Raw genomic sequence first — 22,433 nt, forward strand, 5'->3', positions numbered from 1 at the left:
GCTTCTAGTCGCGCCGAACCAGCTCGGCTTCCAGGTCCGCGCCATGCGTCCAGAAGCAGGCCAGCATGCTGCTGACGGCCAGGGCCAGCATCAACAGGAAGCCGCGCGGCGGAGCCAGACTGACAACGTCTTGGGGCGTCATCTCTCTCGTTTCCTCGTCGGCGCCCGGATCTTGTCGTCCCGGCTGCCGTGGGAGGAAGCTTCACACTGACGGGCCGTCCACGCAAGCCCCTGTTTTACATCAGGTTTTAATGGACTTGAGAGTCCATTAAACCGCGCTCTAGAAGATCGAATAGCCGCCGTCGATCACCAGGGTCGTGCCCGAGTGATAGCTGGAGGCGTCCGAGGCCAGATAGACGGCCATGCCGCCGAAGTCCTCGGGCTCGCCCCAGCGGCGGGCCGGAACGCGCGGAATGACCTTTTCGGCGAAGGCCGAATTGGCCTGGGCGCCGGCGGTCATGTCGGTGGCGATCCAGCCGGGCAGGATAGCGTTGGCGCGAACGCCGTAGCGGGCGTGCTCGACGGCGACCGACTTGATCATCGAGATCACCGCGCCCTTGGTGGCGGCGTAGGCCTCGTTGCGGGCCGCACCCTCGATGGCCGCCAGCGAGGCGACGCCGACCAGCGAGCCGCCCGGGTCCCCGGCCTTGGCGCGCTCGACCATGTGGCGGCAGGCCTCGCGGAGGGTGAAGAACACCCCGTCCAGATTGACGGCCAGAACCTTGCGATAGACCTCGGTGCTCATGTCCACGAACGAGGGCGAGCCATAGCCGATGCCGGCGTTGGCGAAGACGCTGTCGACCCGGCCCATGGCGGCGACGGCTTCTTCCATGCCCTCGCGGACCTGGGCTTCGTTGGAGACGTCGACGGTCTGGGCCTTCACCCGCACGCCCAGGGCGGTCAGTTCGCCCTCGGCGGCCAGGTTGCGCTCGGGGTTTGAGCCCCAGATGACGATGTCGGCCCCGGCCTGCGCCATGGCCTTGGCCATGCCGAGCCCGATGCCCCGGTTGCCGCCGGTGACCAGGGCGACCTTTCCCGACAGGTTGAACGGCGCATAGGCCATGACGAACCCTCCCTCATTGTTCTTGAAACGCTTGTTTGAAGGAGAAGGACTCAGGGGCCGAAGGTCAAGAGCCCCAGAAGTGGAAGGTTCGCCAGCCGTCGCCGATCGCCGGCCGCGAAACGCCCAAAAGGTCGGTGATGGTCAGGGCCGCGGCGAAGATGAACTCGCTGACGCCGGGGGCCCAGAAGATCAGCGCGAACAGGATCAGGAAGCCGACCCGCTCGACCTTGACCATCCGCGCCTGGACGCCGTCGGGCAGGAACGGTCGGATCACGCCATAGCCGTCGAGACCCGGGACGGGCAGCAGGTTCAAAACGAGCGCGCTGGCCTGCAGCATGGCCAGCAGCGACAGGGCGTTGAACAGCGGCGGGCTGGCGGCCGCCAGCGGCAGGCTGACGGCGATGATGACCAGCACCACCAGCGTCCCTAGCGGCCCGGCCAGCGAGGCTAGCGACCGCCAGCCGCGCGAGCGCATCAGATCCTCGCGCAGATAGACCGCCCCGCCCGGAAAGCCGATGCCGCCCAGGGCCAGGGCGACCAGCGGTATGATGATCGTCGTGAAGAGGTCCGAGTACTTCAGCGGATCGAGGGTCAGATAGCCCTTCTCGACGATCGTGGTGTCGCCGGCCTTGTAGGCGGTGAAGGCGTGGCCGAATTCATGGATCCCGACGCTCAGCACCCAAGCGGCGGCCACGAAGGCGAAGGTGACGATCCCCAGCGGCTCGACCCCGCTGGCCACCGCCCACCCAAGGCCGAGCACGGCGGCGATCAGGATCAGGGCGTTGGGACTGATCGGCGCGCGCGGCCGGGCGGGGACTTCGACGAGGCTCATGACTGTGATGTCGGGGACCTTGGCCAGGAGCGCAAGCGGAGACTGGTTGGGCGGCGGGCGGAGGTTTGGAAGGGCGACCACAAACCCCTCTCCCAAAGGGAGAGGGCGGGGCCCGCCGCGAAGCGGTGGGAGGGAGAGGGGTTACGAGGCTCGACGGCGTGCCGGCCCTCCGTCCGACACCGTAACCCCTCTCCCCGACCCTCTCCCTATGGGAGAGGGAGTCCCCCAAACCGCTCGAACGCTTCAGCGATGACCCGCCGGGTCTCTTCCCACTCAACGAGCTCCATGGCCTCCTCGCGGGAGACAAACCGCGCCTCGGCGGCGTCATCGCCGGCCAGGGGCTCACCGCCGGTCCAGCGGGCGGCGTAGTCAATCAGCACGTAGTGGCGGGTGATTTCCCCGCCCGGCCGCGCCGGAAAGACCCCGTCGATCACGTCGATCAGGCCCAGCAAGTCGGCGTCAACGCCGGTCTCTTCCTTGAGTTCACGCAGCGCCGCGTCCTGAAGGGTCTCGCCCCATTCGAGGCGGCCGCCAGGCACGCTCCATTGACCGAGCCTCGGCGGCGTGCCGCGCTTGATCAGCAGGACCTCCTCGCCCCGGAGACAGACAACGCCGACAGTGGGAACGGGATGGCTCATGCCCTAGCTTTACGGGAAACCGACCTTCAGATCGACGCTGGACTTCTCGCCGACGCAATCGCCGCAATCGGCCAGCCAAGCGTCCGTCGCCGCCCGGCCCCGCTCTTTCAGATCGGTCAGGAAGCTCCACTCAGTGTTGAACTTGGTCGACAGCGACAGGTCCGCCAGCGGTTTGTCGGCGGTGATGGCATGGACCAGCATCCGCCGGTAGCGGCCCCGGGCGTTGTCCTTCAGGAGCCCCTCGTCCAGCAGCTTCTGCACGAAGCCGATGGCCCGCAGCTCCGAGGCCAGCGAGGCGTTGAAGGTGATCTCGTTCAGACGATCCATGATCTCGCCCGGCGATTTCGGCGTCTCCTCGCGGACGAACGGGTTGAGGGTGACGATCAGGATGTCGTCGGGCGTGTCGTCGTAGAACAGCGGCCACAGCGGCGGATTGGCCAGGAAGCCGCCATCCCAGTAGGGCTCGCCGTCGATCTCGACCGCCTGGAACAGTTGCGGCAGGCAGGCGCTGGCCATGATGTGGCGCGAGGTCAGCTCGGTCTCGCGGAAGACCTTCGACTTGCTGGTGCGGATCTGGGTGGCCGAGATGTAGAGCTTGAGCGGGCTCTCGCCCCGGATGCGGCTGAAGGTGACCTCGCTCTCCAGCACGTCATGCAGCGGGTTGAGGTTGAACGGGTTGAATTCGTAGGGGCTGAGCGACAGGGCCAGGGTCTCGGCCATCCGCCACCCAGGGGTGTTCTTCAGCCAGTCGACGCCGCCGCCAAACGCGTTGGTCCAGATGCTGGTGTCGCCGAAAACATTGCGGCTGCCGGCCCGGTTCACGTTGCGCCAGAACGACTCAAGTCGCGCCCGCGCCCCCGCCCGGCCATCGTCGATCAGGCCTTGAGCCAGGCAGACCGCGTTCATCGCCCCGGCCGAAGCGGCGGTGACGGCGCGGATCTCCAGATCGTCTTCCTCGAGCAGGCGATCCAGCACGCCCCACTCGAAGGCGCCATGCGCGCCGCCGCCCTGCAAGGCGAGGCTCAGGCCCTTGGGGCCCGAGGGCTTTTTCTTGAACGGTGGAATCGGCATGCGACCTCTCGAAGGACCAGCCCCCGATCAGTAACGCTTCCTCCCGGCGCTTGGCGCCCGAAAAACGGGACTATTGGGCGACCCAGCCGCCGTCGATCTGATAGGCCGCGCCGTTGGCCGAGGCCCCCAGGTCCGAGACCAGGTAGAGGAGCATGCCGTTCAGTTGGCCGAAGGTGACGAACTGCTTGGTCGGCTGGCTGGCCAGGATCACGTCCTTCATCACCGCTTCTTCGGAGATACCGCGCGCCTTGGCCTGATCGGCGATCTGGGCCTCGACCAGCGGGGTCTTCACGAAGCCCGGGCAGATGGCGTTGCAGGTGATACCATGCTGGGCGACCTCGAGGGCGACCGTCTTGGTCAGGCCCATGATCCCGTGCTTGGCGGCGACATAGGCGGCCTTGAACGGCGAGGCCACCAGGCCGTGCGCCGAGGCCACGTTGACGATCCGGCCCCGCCCCTGCTCCTTCATGATCGGCACCGCCGCCTTGGTGGCGTGGAAGGCCGAGGACAGGTTCACGGCGACGATCAGGTCCCACTTGTCGTCAGGGAAGTCCTCGACCGGCGCCACGTGCTGGACGCCGGCGTTGTTGACGAGGATGTCCAGCTCGCCGAACTCGGCCTTGGCGGCGCGGACCAAGTCGGCGATCTCGATCGGCTTGGTCATGTCGGCGCCGTGGTAGAGCACCTCGACGCCATGGGTTTCGGCCATCTCGGCGCGGGCGCGCTCGATGGCGTTCATTTCACCGAGACCGTTCATGACGATGTTGCAGCCTTGAGCCGCGAGCGCGTCGGCCATGGCGTGGCCGATGCCGCTGGTCGAGCCGGTGACGATGGCGACCTGCCCCTGCAAACCGAAATCGACGGCCATGCGCGCGCTCCCTGAAGTGCTGCCCTATCGTGTTGCGGTGCAGCATATAGCTCGCCCCTGCGAAGGGCGAGCGCCTATAAATTCATCGATAGATGAATTCAGGGCTGCGGGCGAGCGAAAACCCAGTCCGCATCGGTCGAAAGCGACGGCTGGAAACGGTAACCGTCCAGGTCGAACCCCTTGAGGCCTTCAGCCTTGTCGATGCGGTTGTCGATGATGTAGCGCGCCATCCGGCCGCGCGCCTTCTTGGCGAAGAAGCCCAGCACGCGCAGTTCGCCGCCCTTCTCTTCCTTGAAGTGGCAGGTGACGACGGGAAGCTTCAGGGCCTTGGCGTCGACGGCGCCGAAGTACTCCTGGCTGGCAAGGTTCACCAGGGTCGGATCGGCGTGCCCCTCGGCCGCCTGGTTCAGCGTCTTGGAGATCGTTTCGCCCCAGAAGTCGTAGAGGTTTGCGCCCTTCTTGGTCTTCAGGCGCGTGCCCATCTCCAGGCGATAGGGCTGCAGGGCGTCGAACGGGCGGAGCACGCCGTAGAGCCCCGACAGGATCCGCAGGTGGTCCTGCGCCCACTCCAGGGCCGGGCGGTCCAGCTCGCGGGCGTTCAGCCCCGCATAGACGTCGCCATTGAAGGCGATCACGGCCTGCAGACCGTCCTCGACCTCCGGATCAAAGGCCTGGAAGCGCTCACGGTTCAGCTTGGCCAGGGCGTCGGAGATATGCATCAGGCGCTTCAGGTCGGGCGCGGTGAGCTTGCGCGCCACCTTGGCCAACTCGGCGATCTGAGGCTTCAGCTCAGGCGTCGTGAGCGGCAGCACCGTCTGGGGCGCGGTGAAGTCCAGCGACTTGGCGGGCGAGATGACCATCAGCATGGCCGGGGAGATAGAGGCTTAGGCGTCCCGGCGCTAGGCCCGAGACAATTTACTTTCCATGATGGAAAGTTTTCACTTGCCAACATGGAAAGCGGGTGCCATGAGTTTCCATATTGGAAAGTGAGGAGATCGCCATGACCCGAGACGAAGACGCCCTGCGCATGCTGGCCGAACTTGAGGCCGCCAACGCCGACCTCGCCGAGCGCGTCAGGGCGCCGGTCTGGTATCATCCGGCCCTGGGGCTGTTGATGGGCGGGCTTTGCGCCGTCCAGGCCGCGCCGGTTCCGGGCATGTACGCCTACTACGCCGTGTTCATCGCCGGTCTGATCCTGCTGGTTCGCGCCTACATCAAGCGCACGGGCCTCTGGGTCAGCGGCTATCGCGCCGGACGGACGCGGTGGGTCTCCGTGGGGCTGGCGACGATCACAACCGGCCTGATGCTGCTGTCGGCCTGGCTGTTCCACACCCGGAATGAGGCCCTGGCCCCCTTCGTGTTTGCGGGGCTGATCGCGGTGATCGTGACCATCGGCGGCTTTGTCTGGGAAGCCGCCTTCCGCGCCGATCTTCGCGACGGCGGCCGCCTGTGAGCGGAGCGCTTGATCCGGTGATCCACGCCCCCAACCGCCTGCAGATGTGCTGCATGCTGGCGGCGGTGGACACCATCGACTTCGCCACCGTCCGTGAGGCGCTCGACGTCTCGGAATCGGTGCTCAGCAAGCACGTGAAGACCCTGGAAGAGGCCGGCTACGTCCGGGTGAAGAAGGCCGCCTCGGACGGCCGCCAGCGCACCTGGCTGGCGCTGACCGGCGACGGACGCAAGGCGCTGAAGGGCCACCTTGCGGCATTGAAGGCCATGATGGCGGGGGTTCCCGAGGGCTAGAACAGCACCCTCGGATTCATGATCCGCTTGGGGTCCAGCGCCCTGCGGATCGCCCGAAGGGCCGCGACCTCGATCGGGTCCTTGTAGGTCAGGGCCTCGGCGGTCTTCATCGCGCCCAGGCCATGCTCGGCGCTGATCGAGCCGCCGAAAGCGGCGGTGATGTCGTGGATGATCTTGGCCCCGGCTTCGCGCTGGGCCTCGTGGGCGTCGCCGTCGCCGCCGACGGGCTGCAAGACGTCGTAGTGGACATTGCCGTCGCCCACATGGCCGAAGGCGACGATGCGGGTTCCTGGGAAGGCCTTCTCGATCGCCGCATTGGCCTGGCCGATGAAGTCGGGGATCTTCGAGACCGGCACCGAGACGTCATGCTTCCAGACCGCGCCCTCCGGCTTCTGGCCGGCGGAGTGACCCTCGCGGATGTGCCAGAAGGCCTTCATCTGCGTCTCCGTTTGCGCCACCGCCGCATCCGCGATCAGGCCGCGCTCCAGGGCGCCGGCCAGCAGGCGTTCCAACGCCGCCTCGGCCGCGCCCGGTTCGCCGCTGGCGATCTCGATGAGCACATACCAGGGGTGCGCCTCGGGCAGCGGGTCGCGCAGGCCCGGCACGTTGCGGACGGTCAGCTCAAAGCCCAGCCGGCCCATCAGCTCGAAGGCCTCCACGGCGCCGCCAGTCTCGTCCTTGGCGCGGGCCAGAAGCTGGATGGCGTTCGCCGGCGAGGCCAGGCCCACGATCGCCACGGCGCGTGAGGCCAGCGGCGCGTGCAGCTTCAGGCTCGCGGCGGTGACGATCCCCAGTGTGCCCTCGGCGCCGATCAGCAGCTGTTTCAGGTCATAGCCGGTGTTGTCCTTGCGCAGCCGCTTGAGGCCGTTCCAGATCTCGCCGTTGGGCAGCACCGCTTCGATGCCCAGCACCTGCTCCCGCATCATGCCGTAACGCAGAACGGCCGTGCCGCCGGCGTTGGTCGAGATCAGGCCGCCTATCGTGCAGGAGCCTTCCGAGGCCACGCCGACGGTGAAGCGCCGACCAACCTTGGCGGCCTGCTGATGGGCCTCGTACAGGGTGACGCCGGCTTCCAGCACCATGGCGTCGTCGATCGGATCGACATCGCGGATCGCCGTCAGCTTCTGGGTCGACAGCAGGATCTCGCCGCGCGGGATCTGGCCGGCCACGAGGCCGGTGTTGCCGCCCTGCGGGGTGATCGCCACGCCCTCGGCCGCGCAGATCGCGACCACGGCGGCGACCTCGGCGGTCGAGCGCGGGGTGACCAGCAGCGGCGTCTCGCCCTGCCAGCGTCCGCGCCATTCCACGAGCTTGGGCGCGATCACGTCGCGATCCTGGCTCCACCCGCCCTCGCCGAGCACGGCTTTCAGACGGGACACGACATCGGCGGGGACGGGCTTGGTCATGATGCGATCATACGCCTCTGGTGCTAACCGACATAGCCCGCCGCGCGACGCAGGCGGTCGTTGATCGCCTCGCCCAGGCCCTCCTCGGGGATCGGCGCAACCGCGATGGCCGAGGGCCGGATGCGGTCGGCGGCGCGCAGGAAGGCGAACAGGTTGGCGGCGGCCTCGGCGAGGTCGCCGGTCGGGCTGAGATTGAAAACGCGCGCGCTTTCGGGCCAGGGACCAAAGGCCAGGTAGGCCTCGCCGGCCTCCGGCGCCTTGGCGTTGATCCGCACCGGCGCGTCGGGCGCATAGTGCAGGGCCAGCCGCCCCGGCGAGCGCTTGGCGTCGTCCTGCGCCTCAGCCAGGCGGCCGACGATCTGCTGCAACTGCACGCGCGTGACCGCGCCGGGCCGCAGGAGCCGCACCTCGCCGTCCAGCACCGAGACGACCGTCGATTCCAGGCCGACGGCGCAGGGCCCGCCGTCCAGGCTGGCGGCGGCCTTGTCGCCGGTCTCGGCCATGGCGTCGGCATAGGTCGTGGGGCTGGGCCGCCCCGAGCGATTGGCCGACGGCGCGACGACGGCCCCGCCGAAGGCGGCAAGCACGGCGCGCGAGGTGGGATGCCCCGGCACGCGGATCGCCACGGTGTCCAGGCCTGCGCGGGCCAGGTCGCAGACGGCCCCCGCGTCTCGGATCGGCGCCACGATGGTCAGGGGGCCCGGCCAGAACTCACGGGCCAGCGCGTAGGCGCGATCGTCGAAGGCGGCGATCTGCGCGGCGGTCTCGAGGTCGGCGACGTGGGCGATCAGCGGGTTGAAGCGCGGCCGGCCCTTGGCCTCGAAGATCGCGGCCACGGCGGCGGGATCGGCGGCGTTCGCGCCCAGGCCATAGACGGTCTCGGTGGGCAGGATCACCAGCCCGCCAGCGCGCAGCGCCTCGGCGGCGGCGTCTATTTCCGCTTGGCGGTCAGCTTGAAGCTCACCGTCACCTGCGCCGCGATCTCGTCCGTCGAAGCCCATTCGCCCTGTCCCACGCCGAACGTTGTCCGGTCGAGGGTCGTTACACCGCTGGCGGTCGCCGTGTCGCCATCGATCTTCAGCGAGAACGGCAGGCTGAGCGGCTTTTTCACGCCGCGCAGGTCGAGGCTGCCGTCAGCGACGTACTTGCCCTCGCCGGTCTTGCGGAACTTGGTCGCGGTGAACACGGCCTTAGGATGGTCGGCGGTGTCGAGGAAGTCCTCGCCCGTCAGGCTGGCGTCACGCTGGGCGTCGCCGGTCTCGGCCGAGGCCAGGTCGACGCCGACCACGACCTTCGAGCGGTCCAGCGCCTCGGGCGAGAACTGGATGTCGGCGGTCCACCGCTGGAAGCGGCCCTCGATGGACGCGCCCGACCAGGTGGCGGTGAAGCCGAGCGCAGCGCCCTTCTGGACGCTCCAGGCGACCGGATCCTTGAGCGCGCTCGCCGGAGGGGTGGCGGCGGCTGCAGGCGCGCCAGCCGGGCCCGCGGAAGCGTCGGGCGCGGCGACAGGCTCGGCGACGGGAGCCGCCTCGGCAGGCGCGGGCGGCGGGGCGGCGGGCGCGGTGTTCGGCGCATAGAGATAACCGGCGGCGACGATCGCCGCAAAGCCGGCGGCGGCCAGCCACAGGCGCGGCTCCTTCCAGCCCGGCTTGGCGCCCGGCGCCATGTTCTGGAACACCGCGTCCTTGTCGAGGATCTGGTGCTTGGCCACTGCCCCCAGGTGCAGCAGCAGAAGCAGGTAGGTAGTCTTGACCAGCACCCCGTGACCGATCTCGCCGATCTCGTGCCAAAGGTGCTTGGGACCGGCGGCGAGGTCCGGCAGCAGCGGCAGGTGCGGCCATGGGATCGCGCCGAACAGGATCGTCGGCAGGTTCGTCCGGCTGGTCGAGACCAGGATCCAGCCCGTCAATGGCAGGCCGATCATGATCACATAGAAGCCGACATGGACCACCTTGGAGGCGATCTGCTCCCAGCGGGGCTGTCCCACCGGCGCCGGCCGGGCGGGATTGACCCAGCGCCAGCCCAGACGCGCTAGGCTGAGCAGCAGGATGGTGATCCCGATCGACTTGTGCAGTTGCATCATGGCGAAGGTGGCGGGCCCCTTGGGTCCGTCTCCCGCGCGCCAGCCCAGGATGATCTGGAAGATGATGGCCGCGGCGATCAGCCAATGCAGCACGATCGCCAACGTCGTGTAGCGCGTCCGGTTCTCGGCCATGCGACTCTCCCAGATCCCTGTCAGACGATAGGCTTACTTCTTGTCGAACTCGACTTCGATGCTCAGCGCAACCTCGTCGGCGACCAGCGGCACATACTTGCTGACGCCGAACTCCGAGCGTTTGATCGTGGTCATGGCCGAGAAGCCGGTCTTGACGCTACCCGGCGCGAAGCCCGAGCCGACCCCGTTGAAGGTGACGTCCAGCACGATCGGCCTGGTCACCCCGTGCAGGGTGAAGTCGCCATACACCTTGCCGGTCTGGCCCGCGCCCGGCTCGACCTTGGTCGATACGAAGGTGGCGGTCGGGAACTTGTTGGCTTCCAGCCAGCCATCGCCGGCCAGTTCCTTGTTGAACTTCAGGCCAAACTCGTCAGCGCCCGTCGCGGTGTCGATCGAGGCGGGATCAACGGTCACCTTGATCTTGGCGTCCTGCGGGGCCTTGGGATCGTAGGTGAACTCGGCGTCCACCTTGGTGAAGCGGAACTGGTAGTTCGAGAAGCCCATGTGCTTGATCTTGCCCACCACCGACGCGTGGGTCTTGTCGAGCACATAGCGGCCGGCCGGCAGGTCAGCAGGCTTGGTCGAGCTGACGCCCGGCGCGGCGAAGGCGGCGGGCGCCGTCAGCAGGGCGACGGCGACGGCGCCATAGGCGACCTTGGACAGGGAAAAATGACGAGACATCGGGGAGGCGCTCCAGAGAGAATTAAAACAGCGCTAGTTGCAGTTCCCCGATTTAGGAACTCCAGCACAGCTTTGAAGGCCGCCGCGTTCACGAGCGCGTGATATGGGCCCGCCACATTGTCCGCTGATGAGGCGCCGAGCGCTTGGCGGCGCCCGGCGCTGGGCTTTAAGACGGGGGACGATCTGGAGCTTCTCCCATGACTTTCCGCGCGCCTGTCCGCGATCTTGCCTTCTCCCTGCGCCATGTGGCCGGTTTCGAGCGTCTGGCCGACGCTTTCCCTGAGGCCGACGCTGACACGGTGGCCGCCGTCCTGGAGGCGGCGGGCGCCTTCGCCAGCGACATCCTGGCCCCGCTGAACCGGCAAGGCGACCTGGTCGGCGCGAAGCTGGAGAACGGCGTCGTGCGCACCGCGCCCGGTTTCGCCGACGCCTATCAGCAGTTCGCGCAAGGCGGCTGGACCAGCCTCGCCGCGCCGGTCGCCCACGGTGGCCAGGGCCTGCCCAAGACCCTGGAAGTCGCGGTGCTGGAGATGGTTCAGGCCGCCAACATGGCCTTTGGCCTGTGCCCGATGCTGAGCCTGGGCGCGATCGAGGCGCTGGAACTGTGCGGCTCGCCCGAACAGAAGGCCAAGTATCTGGGCAAGCTGGTCTCGGGCGAATGGACCGGCACCATGAATCTGACCGAGCCTCAGGCCGGCTCGGATCTGGCCGCCCTGACCACGATGGCCACCCCGGATGGCGACGGCGGTTGGCGGATCACCGGTCAGAAGATCTACATCACCTGGGGCGACCACGACGCCGCCGACAATATCGTCCACCTCGTCCTGGCCCGCACGCCCGACGCCCCGCCCGGGGTGAAGGGGATTTCGCTGTTCCTGGCCCCCAAGGTGCTGGTCGGCGACGACGGCAAGCTGGGCGAAGCCAACGCCCTGCGGGCGGGCGGCCTGGAGCACAAGCTGGGCATCCATGGCTCGCCCACCTGCGTGATGCTGTTCGAGGGCGCCAAGGCCGAGCTGGTCGGCGGTCTCGGCCAAGGTCTGCCCAACATGTTCGTGATGATGAACGCCGCCCGCCTCCAGGTGGGGACGCAAGGGACCGCCATCGCCGAGCGCGCCTATCAGCAGGCGCTGGCCTTCAGCCAGGACCGCGCCCAGGGCCGCTCAGCCTGGACCGGCGCCTATCCCGCGCGCCTGTTCGACCACCCGGACGTTCGCCGCACGCTCGTTCTGATGAAGGCCCATATCGAGGCCGCGCGCGGCATCTGCCTGTCGACCGCCGTCGCCGCCGACCTGGCCCGCGCCGCGCCGGACGAGGCGACCCGCACCGCCGCCAAGCTGCGCGAGGAGCTCCTGACCCCCATCGCCAAGGCCTGGTCGACCGATGTCGGCGTCTGGGTCGCCTCGCAGGGCGTGCAGATCCACGGCGGCATGGGCTTCATCGAGGAGACGGGCGCCGCTCAGCACTATCGCGACGCCCGCATCGCCCCGATCTATGAGGGCACCAACGGCATCCAGGCGATCGACCTGGTGGGCCGCAAGCTGATGCTGGGCGAAGGCCAGGCCGTCGGCGACCTGATGGACGACATCCGCGACACGATTGACCTGCTCAAGGCCTCTGACCTCAAGGGCGTGGGTCTGCGCCTGGAGGCCGCGCTCGACGCCGCCGCCTCGGCGACGGCCTGGCTGATCGAGCGCCGGGCCAAGGCCATGCCAGACGCGCTGGCGGGCGCCACGGCCTATCAGAAGCTGCTCGGCGACACCGTGGGCGGCTGGATGCTCGCCAAGGGGGCTCTGGCGGCTGCGGGCGAAGCCGACACCGCCTGGGCCGAGAGCAAGCGCGCCCTCGCTCGGGTGTTCACTGAGTCGGTCCTGGCGCAGGTTCCGGGCGCGGCCGCTGGCGTCATGATCGGCGCAGCGGATTTCGAGACGATGACGCCCGAAGTGCTGGGGGCCTAGACGCCACGAAGCCGCCCTCGCCCTTCGACAAGCTCAGGGTGAGGACGACTTCGAATGTCAGCCCAATAGGAACCTCATCCTGAGCTTGTCGAAGGACGAGGTTCCGCTTGGCTCGGCCTAAGCCTTGAAGAAGGCCAGGAGGTCGGCGTTGATCACTTCCGGATGGGTGGTCGCCATGCCGTGGGGCAGGCCCGGATAGGTCTTCAGCACGCCCTTCTTGACCAGCTTGATGGCCAGGTGAGCGCTGTCGGCGATCGGGACGATCTGGTCGTCCTCGCCGTGCATGATCAGGACCGGGATATCGACCGCCTTGAGATCGTCGGTGAAGTCGGTTTCCGAGAAGGCCTTGATGCAGTCGTAGTGGGCCTTGGCGCCGCCCATCATGCCCTGGCGCCACCAGTTGTCGATCTGGCCCTGGCTGACCTTGGCGCCGGGACGGTTGAAGCCGAAGAACGGGCCTTCGGGGATGTCGCGAAAGAACTGGGCGCGGTTGGCCAGCAGGGCGGCGCGGAAGCCGTCGAAGACTTCCATGGGCAGGCCGCCGGGATTGGCGGCGGTCTTCAGCATGATCGGCGGCACCGCTCCGACCAGCACGACCTTGGCCACGCGGCCGGGCTTGGCGCGGGCGGCGTAGTGGATGGCCTCGCCGCCGCCGGTCGAGTGGCCGACGTGGAAGGCGTTCTTCAGGTCCAGATGGTCGGCCAGGGCGATGACGTCGGCGGCGTAGGTGTCCATCTCGTTGCCGGTGTCGGTCTGGGTCGAGCGGCCGTGACCCCGGCGGTCATGGGCGATGACGCGATAGCCCTTCAGCAGGAAGAACATCATCTGGACGTCCCAGTCGTCCGACGACAACGGCCAGCCGTGGTGGAAGACGATCGGCTGGGCGCTCTTGGGGCCCCAGTCCTTGTAGAAGATCTGCACGCCGTCCTTGGTGGTGACGAAACCGCTTTCGGCGCGGTTCGCGGCGTGGGGCGAGGCGACGGGCTTTTTCGCGGGGGTCGCGGCTTGGGCGGAAGCGCCCAGCGAGGCGGCGGCGGCGGCGAGACCGAAGCCGGCGGTCATCACACCCCGGCGGGAAGCTTGGTTCGACTGGCTCATGATCATCCCTCATTTCACGTTCGCAATAATGTTTATTGTGATAATGAATTAGACCTGCGCCAGTGCCGAACGCCTGTCCAGCATTTTATTTATTGCGATATCTTTTTTGTGATAAGAAAGAGTCATGACGACGAAGACGCCGCCCCCGCATCCCCTGGATCAGCAGATCTGCTTCACCCTCTACGCCACCAGTATGGCGATCACCCGGGCCTACAAGCCCCTGCTGGACGCGATGGGCCTGACCTATCCGCAGTATCTTGTGCTGAATGCGCTGGGCGAGAGCGACGGCGCCACCATCGGCGCGATCGCGGCGCGGCTGGACCTTGAGTCCAGCACCGTGACGCCGCTGGTCAAGCGCCTGGAAGCCGCCGGCCTGGTCATGCGGCGGCGCGGGCTCGAGGACGAGCGCAAGGTCGAGGTGACGATGACGGAAGCGGGCCGAGCCCTGCTGGGCCAGTCGGGGTGCCTGAACAAGGCCCTGCTGGAGCGGTCCGGCATGGACGGCGAGGCCTTGGGCGCCTTGAACCAGCGGATCCAGGCGCTGCACGAGGCGATCGTGCGAGACTGAGGGGCGCGGCGGAGGCCGCCGCGCCCTTAAAGCTTACAGCTGTTCCAGCAGGTACTCGGCCGACGAAACCTTGAACTGGCCGGCCTCCTCGACGTGCAGCTGGGTGACGACGCCGTCCTTGGCGACCAGCGAATAGCGCTGCGAGCGCGCGCCCATGCCGAACTTGCTGCCGTCGAAGTCCAGACCGATGGCCTTGGTGAAATCGCCGTTGCCGTCGGCGATCAGCAGGACCTCGCCGTCGATGCCCTGGTCCTTGCCCCAGGCCTTCATGACGAAGACGTCGTTGACCGAGACGCAGACGATCGAGTCGACGCCCTTGGCCTTCAGCTCATCGGCCTTTTCCTTGAAGCCCGGCAGGTGCTTGGCCGAGCAGGTCGGGGTGAAGGCGCCGGGGACAGCGAACAGCGCGACGGTCTTGCCCTTGAAGATATCGTCGGTGGTGATCGGTGCGGGCCCTTCAGCCGTGCTGGTCATGAAAGTCGCCGCCGGGAGCGTGTCGCCAACCTTGATCGCCATGGGCCTGTTTCCTCGTGTGGGGGGTGAAGTTAGGGGGACTCGAATAGACTCCGCCGCAGCGGTCGCCAAGCACGCTTTCATGGCGCGTCCGACTTGAAACTGTCACAACGAAAGCCAATGCTCCGCTCATGGTCAGCTTAATCGACGACGACGACGGCGAGTTCCTGATCGGCAGGCTGCTTGTCGCCATGCCCGGCATCGACGATCCCCGTTTCGAGCGAACGGTGCTGTACCTGTGCGCTCATGACGAGGAGGCCGCCATGGGTTTGGCCGTCAATCGTCCCGTCGAAGGGCTGACGGTGTTCGAGTTGTTGAACCGCCTGGGCGTGAGATCCGATATCCAGGCGCCGAGCGACTTGGTGCTGCTCGGGGGACCGCTGGAGCGCGAGCGCGGCTTCGTGCTGCACACCGACGACTTCAACTCGCCGGACTCGACCTTGGCCGTCGCCGACGGCGTCGCCCTGACCGCCACCCGCGATGCGCTGGACGCCATGGCCAGCGCCTACAAGCGCCCGCGCAAGTCGCTTCTGGCGCTCGGCTACGCCGGCTGGGGGCCGGGACAGCTGGAGCAGGAGCTGCGCGACAATGTCTGGCTGATCTGCGACGCCGACGAGGGCCTGCTGTTCGACGAGGACCACGACCACAAGTGGACGCGCGCGCTGGCGAAGCTCGGGATTACGGCCGATCACCTGTCGGCCACGGCGGGCCGGGCTTAGCCCCGCGCCTTAACCGGCGCCGCGCCGTCGACATAGGCCTCGTTGAGATAGACCTCGGCTTCCTGCGGCGAGAGGGCCGGCGCGTATCCAAAGCCCTGGCCATAGTCGCAGCCCAAAGACTGCAAGGCGTGCGCCATCTCGGCGTTCTCGACGCCTTCGGCGACGACCTCCAGATCCAGGTCCTGGCCCAGCTTGACCACCGAGCGGACAATCTTGGCCGAGCCGGCGTTGGCGCCCATGGTGCGGACGAAGTAGCGGTCGACCTTCAGCGTATCGAACGGAAGGCGCGTCAGGTACGACAGCGACGAGAAGCCGGTGCCGAAATCGTCGAGCGCCAGGCCCGCGCCGGCGTCGCGCAGCGTCTTCAGGATCACGGCGGCCCGCTCGGGGTCGCGCATGATGTCGCTTTCGGTGACTTCCAGTTTCAGCGCGCCCCTTGGCAGGCGGTTGACCCGCAGGGTCTCGGCCACGTCGGCGACGAGGCCGGGGCGATCGATCTCGCCCGTCGACAGGTTGACGCTGACGGTCAGGTTTCCCATCGCCGGGTGCGCGGCTCGCCAGGTCGACAGCTGCTGGGCGGCGGCGTGCATCATGTGCGCGCCCAGCTCGCTCATCAGCCCCATCTCTTCGATCAGCGGCAGGAATTCGTCCGGCGGCAGCATGCCTCGGCGCGGATGGATCCAGCGGGCGAGCGCCTCGAAGCCTGAAAGCGCGCCCGTCGACAGGCGCACGATCGGCTGGAAGTAAGGCATGATCTCGCCGCGCCCGATGGCGCCCCGCAGGTCGGCCTCCAGGGCCAGGCGCGAGAGCCCGTCGGTCTCCATCGAACGGCCGTAGGCGGCCGCTCCGCCGCGCCCTGCGGCGGCGGCGGCTTCGACGGCCAGCTCGGCCCGACGGAGCAGCTCGGCCGCGTCGGGCGCGTCCAGGCCGCCTTCGGCCGAGACCGCGCCGATCGACAAGGTCGGGTGAATATCAAAGCCGGCCACGCGAAGCGGCTGCTCCAGCGCGCTACGCAGAACTTCGGCGGGCTCGAAACCGCGCGGCTCGCAAAGCACCGCAAACTCATCCTCGCCAATACGGCCCAGGATCGATTGCGCCGGAAAGGCTGCGGCCAGGCGCGAGCCCAGAGCCGCCAGGACCAGGTCCGCGCGCTCGTGACCCAGGGCCTCGTTCAGACGACGCAGGCGGTCGAGGTCGGCGACGACCAGTTGGTGCGTCCCTTCCTGAGTGAGGCGCTCGCGCGCACGGGCGATAAAGCTGCGACGGTCGAGAAGTCCTGTCAGATCACAGAGTTCGGACGCGGAGAATTTCGTTTCGGGGGCGACGACGCCCGCAGCGCGGACGCCCTCCTCCAGCCAGACGCCGCGCCAGAGGCACGTTTCGCCGCCGCGCACGCGGAAGCGCGCCACGACTTCACTGCCCGGCTCGCGAGGCTTCAGCACCTCCTCGGCCTGGGCGCGATCCTGCGGCAGAGCCAAGGCGCGGAAGGCGGCCGATGAGCACTCAGGAGCCAGGGGGCCCAACCCCAAGGCGCGAGCCGCTCCGTTCAGGCGCAGGCGGTCGGTCTCGGGCTCCCAGATCCACAGGGCGACGTCCGCCGCGCCCAACGCCTCAAGCGTGGCCGTCGCGTCCCAGATCCGTCGCTCGCCTGTCCGAAAAGACATACCCGTCCTGACCAGTTCGGCGAAAGCCGCAGCGCTACTCGGGCGCCACCAAGCCGAATAGGCGATGATCTCGCCAAGCGCCGTTAATTTTCAAATAAGCGCGCGCATATCCCTCCTCAGAAAACCCGCATTTCGCGAGTAACGCGGCCGAGGCGTGGTTTTCCGGCATGCATGCGGCCTCCAAGCGGTGAAGGCCCAGGCCGTGAAAGGCGAAACGGATCAAGGTCTGGACGGCGTCTGCCATGTGGCCTTGGCGCGCATAGGGCTCACCCAGCCAGTAGCCGATGGTTCCGGTCAGAGCGACACCACGCCGCACGTGAAACAACCGGATCGCGCCCAACAACGCGTCGTCCTCGCGACGGAAGATGAAAAAGGGGTACGCCTCGCCCGACTCCAGCTCGCGGGCGTAGGCCGCCAAGCGCGCGCGGAAGGCTGCTCGGCTGAGATCGTGCTCTGGCCAGGTCGGTTCCCAGCGCTCCAGGAAGGCCCGGGATTCGGCGCGCAGGGCCGCCCAGGGCTTGTAGTCGCGCGGCGTTGGGGGCCGCAGATAGACCGCGCCGCCCTGCAATTGCAGACGGGGACGAGGGCTCAGAAACGGCAGTAGGGCGGACACGGACCTATCTTCGACCGTCAGGCCGCCGAGAACAACGCCTTGTCGAAGGCTTCGCCCGCCTTCAGGGCCGACTTTGCGCCGAGCACCGCCGTCGCCGCCCGGCCGGCCGACAGCAGCCTGCGCCCCAGTCGCGCCACGTCCTCCGAGGTCACCGCATCGACCTCCCGCGCCAGCTCGGCGGGCGGGTAGAGACGGTCGAACAGCAGGATCTGTCCTGCGCCCTGCTCGGCGCGCGACAGCGGCTGCTCGCGCGCCATGAACATGTGCGCCTTCAACTGCGCCTTGGCCCGCGCGAGTTCGGCCTCTTCGATCCGATCGGCAAGCTTGAGCAGCTCGTCGGCGCAAACCTTGGCGGTTTCGACCGCGTCGCTCGCCGCGCAGCCAGCGTAGATCCCCAGCGCGCCGTGGTCGGCGTAGGTGTCAGCGTAGGCGTCGATATTGTAGGCCAGACCGCGCTTCTCACGCGCCTCCTGGAACAGGCGCGAAGACATCCCGCCGCCCAGGCACTCGGCGAAGATCCGCAAGGCGAAGTAGTCATCCTCACGCGCGCCGCAGGCCGGCAGCATGAACACCAGTTGCACCTGCTCGAGCTTGCGGGCCTCGGCCTGCGGACCGCCCACGAAGGTGGCGGATTGCGGAACCGCTGCGCCCGGCGTCGCCGGAAGGTCGCCGAACGCCCGCTCAGCGGCGGCCATCAGCTGATCCTCCTCTACGGCGCCCGTCGCCGCGATCACCAGGCGGTCGGCGGCGTAGAGGTCGGCGCGCCAGTCCGACAGCGCTTCGACGCTGGCGGCGTTGACGGTCTCGTCGGATCCGAGGATCGGACGGCCCACGGGATGGTCGCCCCAGCTGGCGCGCTGGATCAGGTCAAAGACGTAGTCGTCGGGCGCGTCGGCGGCCTCGGCGATCTCCTGCGCGACGACCTGCTTCTCGCGGGTCAGATCGGCGGGATCCAGCGTCGGACGGCGCACGAGATCGGCGACGACGTCCATGCCGAGATCCAGGCCGCCTTTCAGCGCGCGAACCTGGAAGCTGGTGCGCTCGTAGCCGGTGGCGGCGTTGATCGAGCCGCCCTGGTTCTCGATGACCTCGACGATGTCGCGGGCCGAGCGCGCGCCGGCGCCCTTGAAGACCATGTGCTCCAGAAGGTGCGACCAGCCCGATCGCGCCGGGTCCTCATAGGCCGCGCCGCGCCCCGCCACGACGGACAGGGCCAGGGTTTCGAGGCCGGGCATCGGGTCGCAGACGACGCGGACGCCGTTCTTCAGGGTGCGCAAGGAAGCGGTCATGAGGCGCGCTATCTAAGTCTTCGCGCCCCTAAACGCCAGCTTTGGCTCAACTATTCGCCGCGAAGGTCCGCACGAAGGCCTTCACCGACGAACCATCAGCCGGCAGACGCTCGAACTTCTCCGGCTTCTTGGAGAGGTCGGGCGTCGCGCGCGGGGTCGTGGGCAGCAGGCCGGTGGCGGCCTGGACCGCCTCGGGGAACTTGGCTGGATGGGCGGTCGACAGCACCACGACCGGGATCGCCGGGTCGATCCGGACGCGCTGGGCGGCGGCCAAGCCCACGGCGGTGTGCGGATCGACGACCTCGCCGGTCTCGTTCAGCGTCGAGAGCATGGTCTTGGCGGTGTCGGCCTCGCTGACGGCGGCGCCGCGGAACAACTCGCGCATCCAGCCGTGAGCGGCCGGTGGGATGTCGAGCAGGCCGGTGTCGGCGAAGGCGCGGAAAGCGCGGCCGGTCTCGACCCCGTCGCGACGCACGGCTTCGAAATAGAGGCGCTCGAAGTTCGACGCGACCTGGATGTCCATGGCCGGGCTCTGGGTCGCAGCGACCGCGCCGCGCGAATAGCGGCCGTCCTCGAAGGCGCGGGCCAGAATGTCGTTGCTGTTGGTGGCGGCGGTCACCGAATGGATCGGCAAACCCAGGGTCTTGGCGACAAAGGCCGCATAGGCGTCGCCAAAATTGCCGGTCGGCACCACGAAGGCGACCTCGCGCGCCGGGGCGCCTAGGGCGACGGCGGCGGTGAAATAATAGACGCTCTGGGCAGCGATCCGCGCCCAGTTGATCGAGTTGACGCCCGACAGGTCCACCGCGTGGCGGAACTGGTCGTCCTGGAAGGCCTGCTTGACGATGGCCTGGCAGTCATCGAACGAGCCCAGCACCGAGACGCAGGCGACATTGGCGTCGGTCGCCGTCGTCATGAAGCGACGCTGCACCTCGCTGATGCGCCCCTCGGGGAAGAGCGCGACGATGCGGGCGTTCTTGCGGCCCCGGAACGCCTCGACGGCCGCGCCGCCCGTGTCGCCCGAGGTGGCGCAAATGATGGTCATCTTCCGCGACTGGCGCTCCAGGACGTAGTCGTAGAGGCGGCCCAGGAGCTGCATCGCAACATCTTTGAACGCCAGGGTCGGACCGTGGAACAGCTCCAGGAGGTAGCGGTTGGGCGTCAGCTGTTTGACGGGAACCACGGCCGTGTGGGCGAAGGTGGCGTAGGCCTCCTCGCACATCTGGGCCAGATCCTCCGCCGGAATGTCGTCGCCCACGAACTTGCCGACTACGGCGGCGGCGACCTCGGCGTACGGCTTGCCGGCGAACGCGGCGATCTCCTTGGCGGTGAAGCGCGGCCATTCGGCGGGCACATACAGGCCGCCGTCGGGCGCCAGACCCGCCAGGACAGCATCAAGAAAGCCGATCGGCGCGGACTGGCCGCGGGTCGAAACGTAACGCATCAGGGTCTCAGTCTCCGCCAGAGCATGGCGGCATAGATAAACAGCAGGGTTACGGCAAGACCAAACCATGTAAGGGCGTATTCCAGGTGCCGATTGGAAATTTCTGCCGGCAGCGGCGCCGGAGTCAGCCCGGCCGGCGCCGGGGTTTCCTGCTCGGCCATCAACACCAGCGGGGCGGGCTTGCGATCGGCGTAGCGCTCCAGGACCTTGGCGCGGTCGCCGCCCAGTTGCTCAATCGGACTCAGCACCCCCACCACGCGGCGCGGCGCTTCGAAGGCGCGCGGCGCCGGCGCCACCTGGCCGGTGAGGCCGGGCACGACACCGCGATCGACCAGGACCATGTTGTAGGGTCCGGCCAGGACCGCGCACGGAGCCTGCGCGCGCCAGACGACATCGCCGTCGCGCACGCCATAGACCAGAGGTAACGGCTCGCCGCCGACGTCGCCACAGTCGACGCTGACGCGGGTCCAGGCCAGGTCCTCTGGCCTTGCTGTGGCGGTCAGGACCTGCACCAGCGGCAGGGCGGGCGCGGTCTTCAGCGCCTCAAGGCGGGCGAGCACGCCCTCCTTCCAGTCGCGTCTTTGCAGTTGCCAACCGCCCAGACCGCAAAGGATCGCAAAGGCGACAGCGGTGGCGATGGTCAGGCCGATCGGAAAGCGACGCGGCGTAGCCGGAGCGTCAGACATGGTCCCGCCCCGCTTCAGAAGCTTTCTGGGCGATCTGGGCGGCGACCATCAGGCCTTTAGCCGGACGCATCAGGCCAAGGCTGATCACCACCACGGCTGGCAGCCAGACCACCAGCGACACCCAGACGGGCCAGTACCAGGCGAACATGGAGAACAACGCCCCGAAGGCGCAGATCGCGCCGGCGATCAGGATGACAAATGTCGCCGCGCCGTCGCCGGTCTCGTGCTTGCCCAGGTCGAATCCGCAGGCCTCGCACCTTGGCGCAACCTTCAGAAAGCCCTCGAAGAGATAGCCCTCGCCGCAGTTCGGGCATAAGCCGCGGGCGCCGGCGGCGTAGGGGTTGGTCTTGGTCACGCGGACCTCCCGAAACGAAAAAGGCCCGGAACGCTGTCTGGCGTTCCGGGCCCCCGAGGATCTTCTGATCTAGTGGGCCGAGGCCCCGAAGATCACGTAGATGAACGCGAACAGGAACAGCCAGACCACGTCGACGAAGTGCCAGTACCAGGCGGCCGCTTCGAAGCCGAAGTGCTTCTGGGGCGTGAAGGCGCCGGTCATCAGGCGGATCAGGCAGACGATCAGGAACAGCGTGCCCACGAAGACGTGGAAGCCGTGGAAGCCCGTCGCCAGGAAGAAGGTCGAACCATAGAGGCCCGAGTTCGCGGCGGCTTCCGAGTAGAACAGCTGCTCGTGGTTGATGTGGGCGTATTCATAGACCTGGATGGCCGTGAACAGGCAGCCCAGCAGGATGGTCAGGATCAGACCCCACTTGGCGCCCTTGCGATCACCGACTTGCAGCGCGTGGTGCGCCCAGGTGACCGTGGTGCCCGAGAGCAGCAGGGTCAGGGTGTTGATCAGCGGCAGGTGCCAGGCCGAGACGGTCTCGACGCCGGCCGGCGGCCAAGCGGCCCAGGCGGTGCGGACTTCCTCGATCGTCGAGAGGGTGCGGTGCTCGTGGAACAGCGCCATCTCGAAGAACATCCAGAACCACGCCACGAAGAACATCACTTCCGAGGCGATGAACAGGATCATGCCGTAGCGCAGGCCGATCGACACGACCGGCGTGTGATCGCCAGCCTTGGATTCCTTGGCCACGTCGGCCCACCAGCCGAACATCGTGTAGAGCACGCCCGCGAGGCCTGCGGCGAAGATCGCCCAGTTGCCCTTGTCGATGCCCAGCACGCCGCCCTTGAGCCAGCCGATCAGGCCGATGGCCATGACGGTGGCGGCGGCCGAGCCCACGAAGGGCCACGGGCTGGGCGGAAGGATGTGGTAGTCGTGTTTGACGGCGCCGGCCATGTTGCTGCTAACCCTTATATCCCTCTGAGCACGGTCGCTGGTCCCCCCGCGCCGTGTTCGCTGTAAA

General features: G+C 67.9%; 24 protein-coding genes and 2 pseudogenes. 5 read left to right on the forward strand and 21 right to left on the reverse strand.

Translation table 11 applies throughout. The annotated features are described in order from the left end of the window. Positions 1-4: 4 nt before the first annotated feature. From J2X45_RS13995 to yaaA, 8 genes and pseudogenes are all read right to left on the reverse strand, one after another. Positions 5-227, reverse strand: a pseudogene (locus J2X45_RS13995) (hypothetical protein). 53 nt (positions 228-280) lie between these two features. Beyond that, positions 281-1,063, reverse strand: a complete 783-nt coding sequence (locus tag J2X45_RS14000; RefSeq protein ID WP_310215725.1) for an SDR family oxidoreductase — start codon at positions 1,061-1,063, stop codon at positions 281-283. Positions 1,064-1,127: 64 nt separating this feature from the next. Beyond that, entirely contained in the window at positions 1,128-1,895 is a 768-nt protein-coding gene (locus J2X45_RS14005; RefSeq protein WP_310215727.1) for a site-2 protease family protein, read from the reverse strand. Between the two features lie 82 nt (positions 1,896-1,977). After that, positions 1,978-2,124 (reverse strand): annotated as a pseudogene (locus J2X45_RS14010) (hypothetical protein); the annotation flags it as partial. Further along, positions 2,102-2,533 carry an NUDIX hydrolase gene (locus tag J2X45_RS14015; protein WP_310215729.1) on the reverse strand — a complete coding sequence of 144 codons (432 nt, stop codon included), beginning with the start codon at positions 2,531-2,533 and terminating at the stop codon, positions 2,102-2,104. The pseudogene J2X45_RS14010 and the gene J2X45_RS14015, both read right to left, overlap by 23 nt. A 9-nt stretch (positions 2,534-2,542) precedes the next feature. After that, positions 2,543-3,604, reverse strand: coding sequence for a patatin-like phospholipase family protein (locus J2X45_RS14020; protein WP_310215731.1), 1,062 nt, complete (start codon positions 3,602-3,604; stop codon positions 2,543-2,545). Positions 3,605-3,674: 70 nt separating this feature from the next. Next, positions 3,675-4,472: a 3-hydroxybutyrate dehydrogenase gene (locus tag J2X45_RS14025; protein WP_310215733.1), complete on the reverse strand. Its 798-nt coding sequence runs from the start codon at positions 4,470-4,472 to the stop codon at positions 3,675-3,677. A gap of 98 nt (positions 4,473-4,570) precedes the next feature. Continuing rightward, the gene (gene yaaA, locus J2X45_RS14030) at positions 4,571-5,338 is read right to left on the reverse strand and encodes a peroxide stress protein YaaA (protein ID WP_310215734.1); all 768 of its coding nucleotides are present in this window, start codon (positions 5,336-5,338) and stop codon (positions 4,571-4,573) included. Positions 5,339-5,472: 134 nt separating this feature from the next. On the opposite strand from yaaA, the gene J2X45_RS14035 reads away from it, so the two are divergent. Continuing rightward, a complete protein-coding gene (locus J2X45_RS14035) occupies positions 5,473-5,925 on the forward strand; it encodes a hypothetical protein (RefSeq protein WP_310215736.1) in 453 nt (150 codons plus the stop codon). Next, positions 5,922-6,218 carry a transcriptional regulator gene (locus tag J2X45_RS14040; RefSeq protein WP_310215737.1) on the forward strand — a complete coding sequence of 99 codons (297 nt, stop codon included), beginning with the start codon at positions 5,922-5,924 and terminating at the stop codon, positions 6,216-6,218. The genes J2X45_RS14035 and J2X45_RS14040 overlap by 4 nt, the downstream gene beginning before the upstream one ends. On the opposite strand, the gene J2X45_RS14045 is transcribed toward J2X45_RS14040, so the two are convergent. The 4 genes from J2X45_RS14045 to J2X45_RS14060 are packed head-to-tail and all read right to left on the reverse strand — an operon-like array spanning position 6,215 to position 10,520. Then, a complete protein-coding gene (locus tag J2X45_RS14045; protein WP_310215738.1) occupies positions 6,215-7,624 on the reverse strand; it encodes an FAD-binding oxidoreductase in 1,410 nt (469 codons plus the stop codon). The two genes, J2X45_RS14040 and J2X45_RS14045, sit on opposite strands and share 4 nt — an antisense overlap. 23 nt (positions 7,625-7,647) lie before the next feature. Continuing rightward, positions 7,648-8,625 carry an L-threonylcarbamoyladenylate synthase gene (locus tag J2X45_RS14050; RefSeq protein WP_310215740.1) on the reverse strand — a complete coding sequence of 326 codons (978 nt, stop codon included), beginning with the start codon at positions 8,623-8,625 and terminating at the stop codon, positions 7,648-7,650. Next, positions 8,556-9,839, reverse strand: a complete 1,284-nt coding sequence (locus J2X45_RS14055; protein WP_310215743.1) for a YceI family protein — start codon at positions 9,837-9,839, stop codon at positions 8,556-8,558. Before J2X45_RS14055 ends, J2X45_RS14050 begins: the two co-directional genes overlap by 70 nt. Before the next feature lie 33 nt (positions 9,840-9,872). Beyond that, a complete protein-coding gene (locus J2X45_RS14060) occupies positions 9,873-10,520 on the reverse strand; it encodes a YceI family protein (protein WP_310215744.1) in 648 nt (215 codons plus the stop codon). Between the two features lie 197 nt (positions 10,521-10,717). Between J2X45_RS14060 and J2X45_RS14065 the strand changes: the two genes are divergently transcribed. Beyond that, complete coding sequence (locus J2X45_RS14065) at positions 10,718-12,475, forward strand: acyl-CoA dehydrogenase (protein WP_310215746.1); 1,758 nt, start codon at positions 10,718-10,720, stop codon at positions 12,473-12,475. Positions 12,476-12,592: 117 nt separating this feature from the next. Here the strand turns inward: J2X45_RS14065 and J2X45_RS14070 are convergent, their stop codons facing one another. Then, the gene (locus J2X45_RS14070) at positions 12,593-13,573 is read right to left on the reverse strand and encodes an alpha/beta hydrolase (RefSeq protein WP_310215749.1); all 981 of its coding nucleotides are present in this window, start codon (positions 13,571-13,573) and stop codon (positions 12,593-12,595) included. 124 nt (positions 13,574-13,697) lie between these two features. On the opposite strand from J2X45_RS14070, the gene J2X45_RS14075 reads away from it, so the two are divergent. Then, positions 13,698-14,141 (forward strand): MarR family transcriptional regulator, encoded by a 444-nt coding sequence (locus tag J2X45_RS14075; RefSeq protein ID WP_310215752.1) that lies wholly within the window; start codon positions 13,698-13,700, stop codon positions 14,139-14,141. Positions 14,142-14,174: 33 nt separating this feature from the next. Here J2X45_RS14075 and J2X45_RS14080 read toward each other — a convergent pair whose 3' ends face one another. Next, positions 14,175-14,657, reverse strand: a complete 483-nt coding sequence (locus J2X45_RS14080; protein WP_310215754.1) for a peroxiredoxin — start codon at positions 14,655-14,657, stop codon at positions 14,175-14,177. 128 nt (positions 14,658-14,785) lie between these two features. Here J2X45_RS14080 and J2X45_RS14085 point away from each other — a divergent pair, with 128 nt between their 5' ends. After that, positions 14,786-15,373, forward strand: coding sequence for a YqgE/AlgH family protein (locus J2X45_RS14085; protein ID WP_310215756.1), 588 nt, complete (start codon positions 14,786-14,788; stop codon positions 15,371-15,373). On the opposite strand, the gene J2X45_RS14090 is transcribed toward J2X45_RS14085, so the two are convergent. From J2X45_RS14090 to J2X45_RS14120, 7 genes are all read right to left on the reverse strand, one after another. Beyond that, the gene (locus J2X45_RS14090) at positions 15,370-17,037 is read right to left on the reverse strand and encodes a bifunctional diguanylate cyclase/phosphodiesterase (protein WP_310215758.1); all 1,668 of its coding nucleotides are present in this window, start codon (positions 17,035-17,037) and stop codon (positions 15,370-15,372) included. The genes J2X45_RS14085 and J2X45_RS14090 overlap by 4 nt on opposite strands. A 34-nt stretch (positions 17,038-17,071) precedes the next feature. Further along, positions 17,072-17,650: a GNAT family protein gene (locus J2X45_RS14095; RefSeq protein ID WP_310215760.1), complete on the reverse strand. Its 579-nt coding sequence runs from the start codon at positions 17,648-17,650 to the stop codon at positions 17,072-17,074. Between the two features lie 17 nt (positions 17,651-17,667). Further along, positions 17,668-18,939, reverse strand: coding sequence for a pitrilysin family protein (locus tag J2X45_RS14100; protein ID WP_310215762.1), 1,272 nt, complete (start codon positions 18,937-18,939; stop codon positions 17,668-17,670). Positions 18,940-18,985: 46 nt separating this feature from the next. Further along, positions 18,986-20,383 (reverse strand): threonine synthase, encoded by a 1,398-nt coding sequence (gene thrC, locus J2X45_RS14105; protein ID WP_310215764.1) that lies wholly within the window; start codon positions 20,381-20,383, stop codon positions 18,986-18,988. Beyond that, positions 20,383-21,069: an SURF1 family protein gene (locus tag J2X45_RS14110; RefSeq protein WP_310215767.1), complete on the reverse strand. Its 687-nt coding sequence runs from the start codon at positions 21,067-21,069 to the stop codon at positions 20,383-20,385. Before J2X45_RS14110 ends, thrC begins: the two co-directional genes overlap by 1 nt. Further along, on the reverse strand, positions 21,062-21,424 hold the full coding sequence (locus tag J2X45_RS14115; protein WP_310215769.1) for a DUF983 domain-containing protein: 363 nt from the start codon (positions 21,422-21,424) through the stop codon (positions 21,062-21,064). The genes J2X45_RS14110 and J2X45_RS14115 overlap by 8 nt, the downstream gene beginning before the upstream one ends. A gap of 69 nt (positions 21,425-21,493) precedes the next feature. Continuing rightward, positions 21,494-22,366, reverse strand: coding sequence for a cytochrome c oxidase subunit 3 (locus J2X45_RS14120; RefSeq protein WP_310215772.1), 873 nt, complete (start codon positions 22,364-22,366; stop codon positions 21,494-21,496). Positions 22,367-22,433 lie beyond the last annotated feature (67 nt).

The sequence above is a fragment of the Caulobacter sp. BE264 genome (assembly GCF_031457805.1).
Taxonomy (GTDB): Bacteria; Pseudomonadota; Alphaproteobacteria; order Caulobacterales; family Caulobacteraceae; genus Caulobacter.

Coding starts and splice junctions, on each gene's coding strand:
- J2X45_RS14015 (WP_310215729.1), bottom strand. CDS start 2,533: ATGAGCCATCCCGTTCCCACTGTCGGCGTTGTCTGTCTCCGGGGCGAG.
- J2X45_RS14020 (WP_310215731.1), bottom strand. CDS start 3,604: ATGCCGATTCCACCGTTCAAGAAAAAGCCCTCGGGCCCCAAGGGCCTG.
- J2X45_RS14035 (WP_310215736.1), top strand. CDS start 5,473: ATGACCCGAGACGAAGACGCCCTGCGCATGCTGGCCGAACTTGAGGCC.
- J2X45_RS14110 (WP_310215767.1), bottom strand. CDS start 21,069: ATGTCTGACGCTCCGGCTACGCCGCGTCGCTTTCCGATCGGCCTGACC.
- J2X45_RS14055 (WP_310215743.1), bottom strand. CDS start 9,839: ATGGCCGAGAACCGGACGCGCTACACGACGTTGGCGATCGTGCTGCAT.
- J2X45_RS14045 (WP_310215738.1), bottom strand. CDS start 7,624: ATGACCAAGCCCGTCCCCGCCGATGTCGTGTCCCGTCTGAAAGCCGTG.
- J2X45_RS14080 (WP_310215754.1), bottom strand. CDS start 14,657: ATGGCGATCAAGGTTGGCGACACGCTCCCGGCGGCGACTTTCATGACC.
- J2X45_RS14120 (WP_310215772.1), bottom strand. CDS start 22,366: ATGGCCGGCGCCGTCAAACACGACTACCACATCCTTCCGCCCAGCCCG.
- J2X45_RS14065 (WP_310215746.1), top strand. CDS start 10,718: ATGACTTTCCGCGCGCCTGTCCGCGATCTTGCCTTCTCCCTGCGCCAT.
- J2X45_RS14025 (WP_310215733.1), bottom strand. CDS start 4,472: ATGGCCGTCGATTTCGGTTTGCAGGGGCAGGTCGCCATCGTCACCGGC.
- yaaA (WP_310215734.1), bottom strand. CDS start 5,338: ATGCTGATGGTCATCTCGCCCGCCAAGTCGCTGGACTTCACCGCGCCC.
- J2X45_RS14085 (WP_310215756.1), top strand. CDS start 14,786: ATGGTCAGCTTAATCGACGACGACGACGGCGAGTTCCTGATCGGCAGG.
- J2X45_RS14005 (WP_310215727.1), bottom strand. CDS start 1,895: ATGAGCCTCGTCGAAGTCCCCGCCCGGCCGCGCGCGCCGATCAGTCCC.
- J2X45_RS14070 (WP_310215749.1), bottom strand. CDS start 13,573: ATGAGCCAGTCGAACCAAGCTTCCCGCCGGGGTGTGATGACCGCCGGC.
- thrC (WP_310215764.1), bottom strand. CDS start 20,383: ATGCGTTACGTTTCGACCCGCGGCCAGTCCGCGCCGATCGGCTTTCTT.
- J2X45_RS14090 (WP_310215758.1), bottom strand. CDS start 17,037: ATGTCTTTTCGGACAGGCGAGCGACGGATCTGGGACGCGACGGCCACG.
- J2X45_RS14000 (WP_310215725.1), bottom strand. CDS start 1,063: ATGGCCTATGCGCCGTTCAACCTGTCGGGAAAGGTCGCCCTGGTCACC.
- J2X45_RS14100 (WP_310215762.1), bottom strand. CDS start 18,939: ATGACCGCTTCCTTGCGCACCCTGAAGAACGGCGTCCGCGTCGTCTGC.
- J2X45_RS14060 (WP_310215744.1), bottom strand. CDS start 10,520: ATGTCTCGTCATTTTTCCCTGTCCAAGGTCGCCTATGGCGCCGTCGCC.
- J2X45_RS14050 (WP_310215740.1), bottom strand. CDS start 8,625: ATGGGCTTCGACGGACGAGATCGCGGCGCAGGTGACGGTGAGCTTCAA.
- J2X45_RS14075 (WP_310215752.1), top strand. CDS start 13,698: ATGACGACGAAGACGCCGCCCCCGCATCCCCTGGATCAGCAGATCTGC.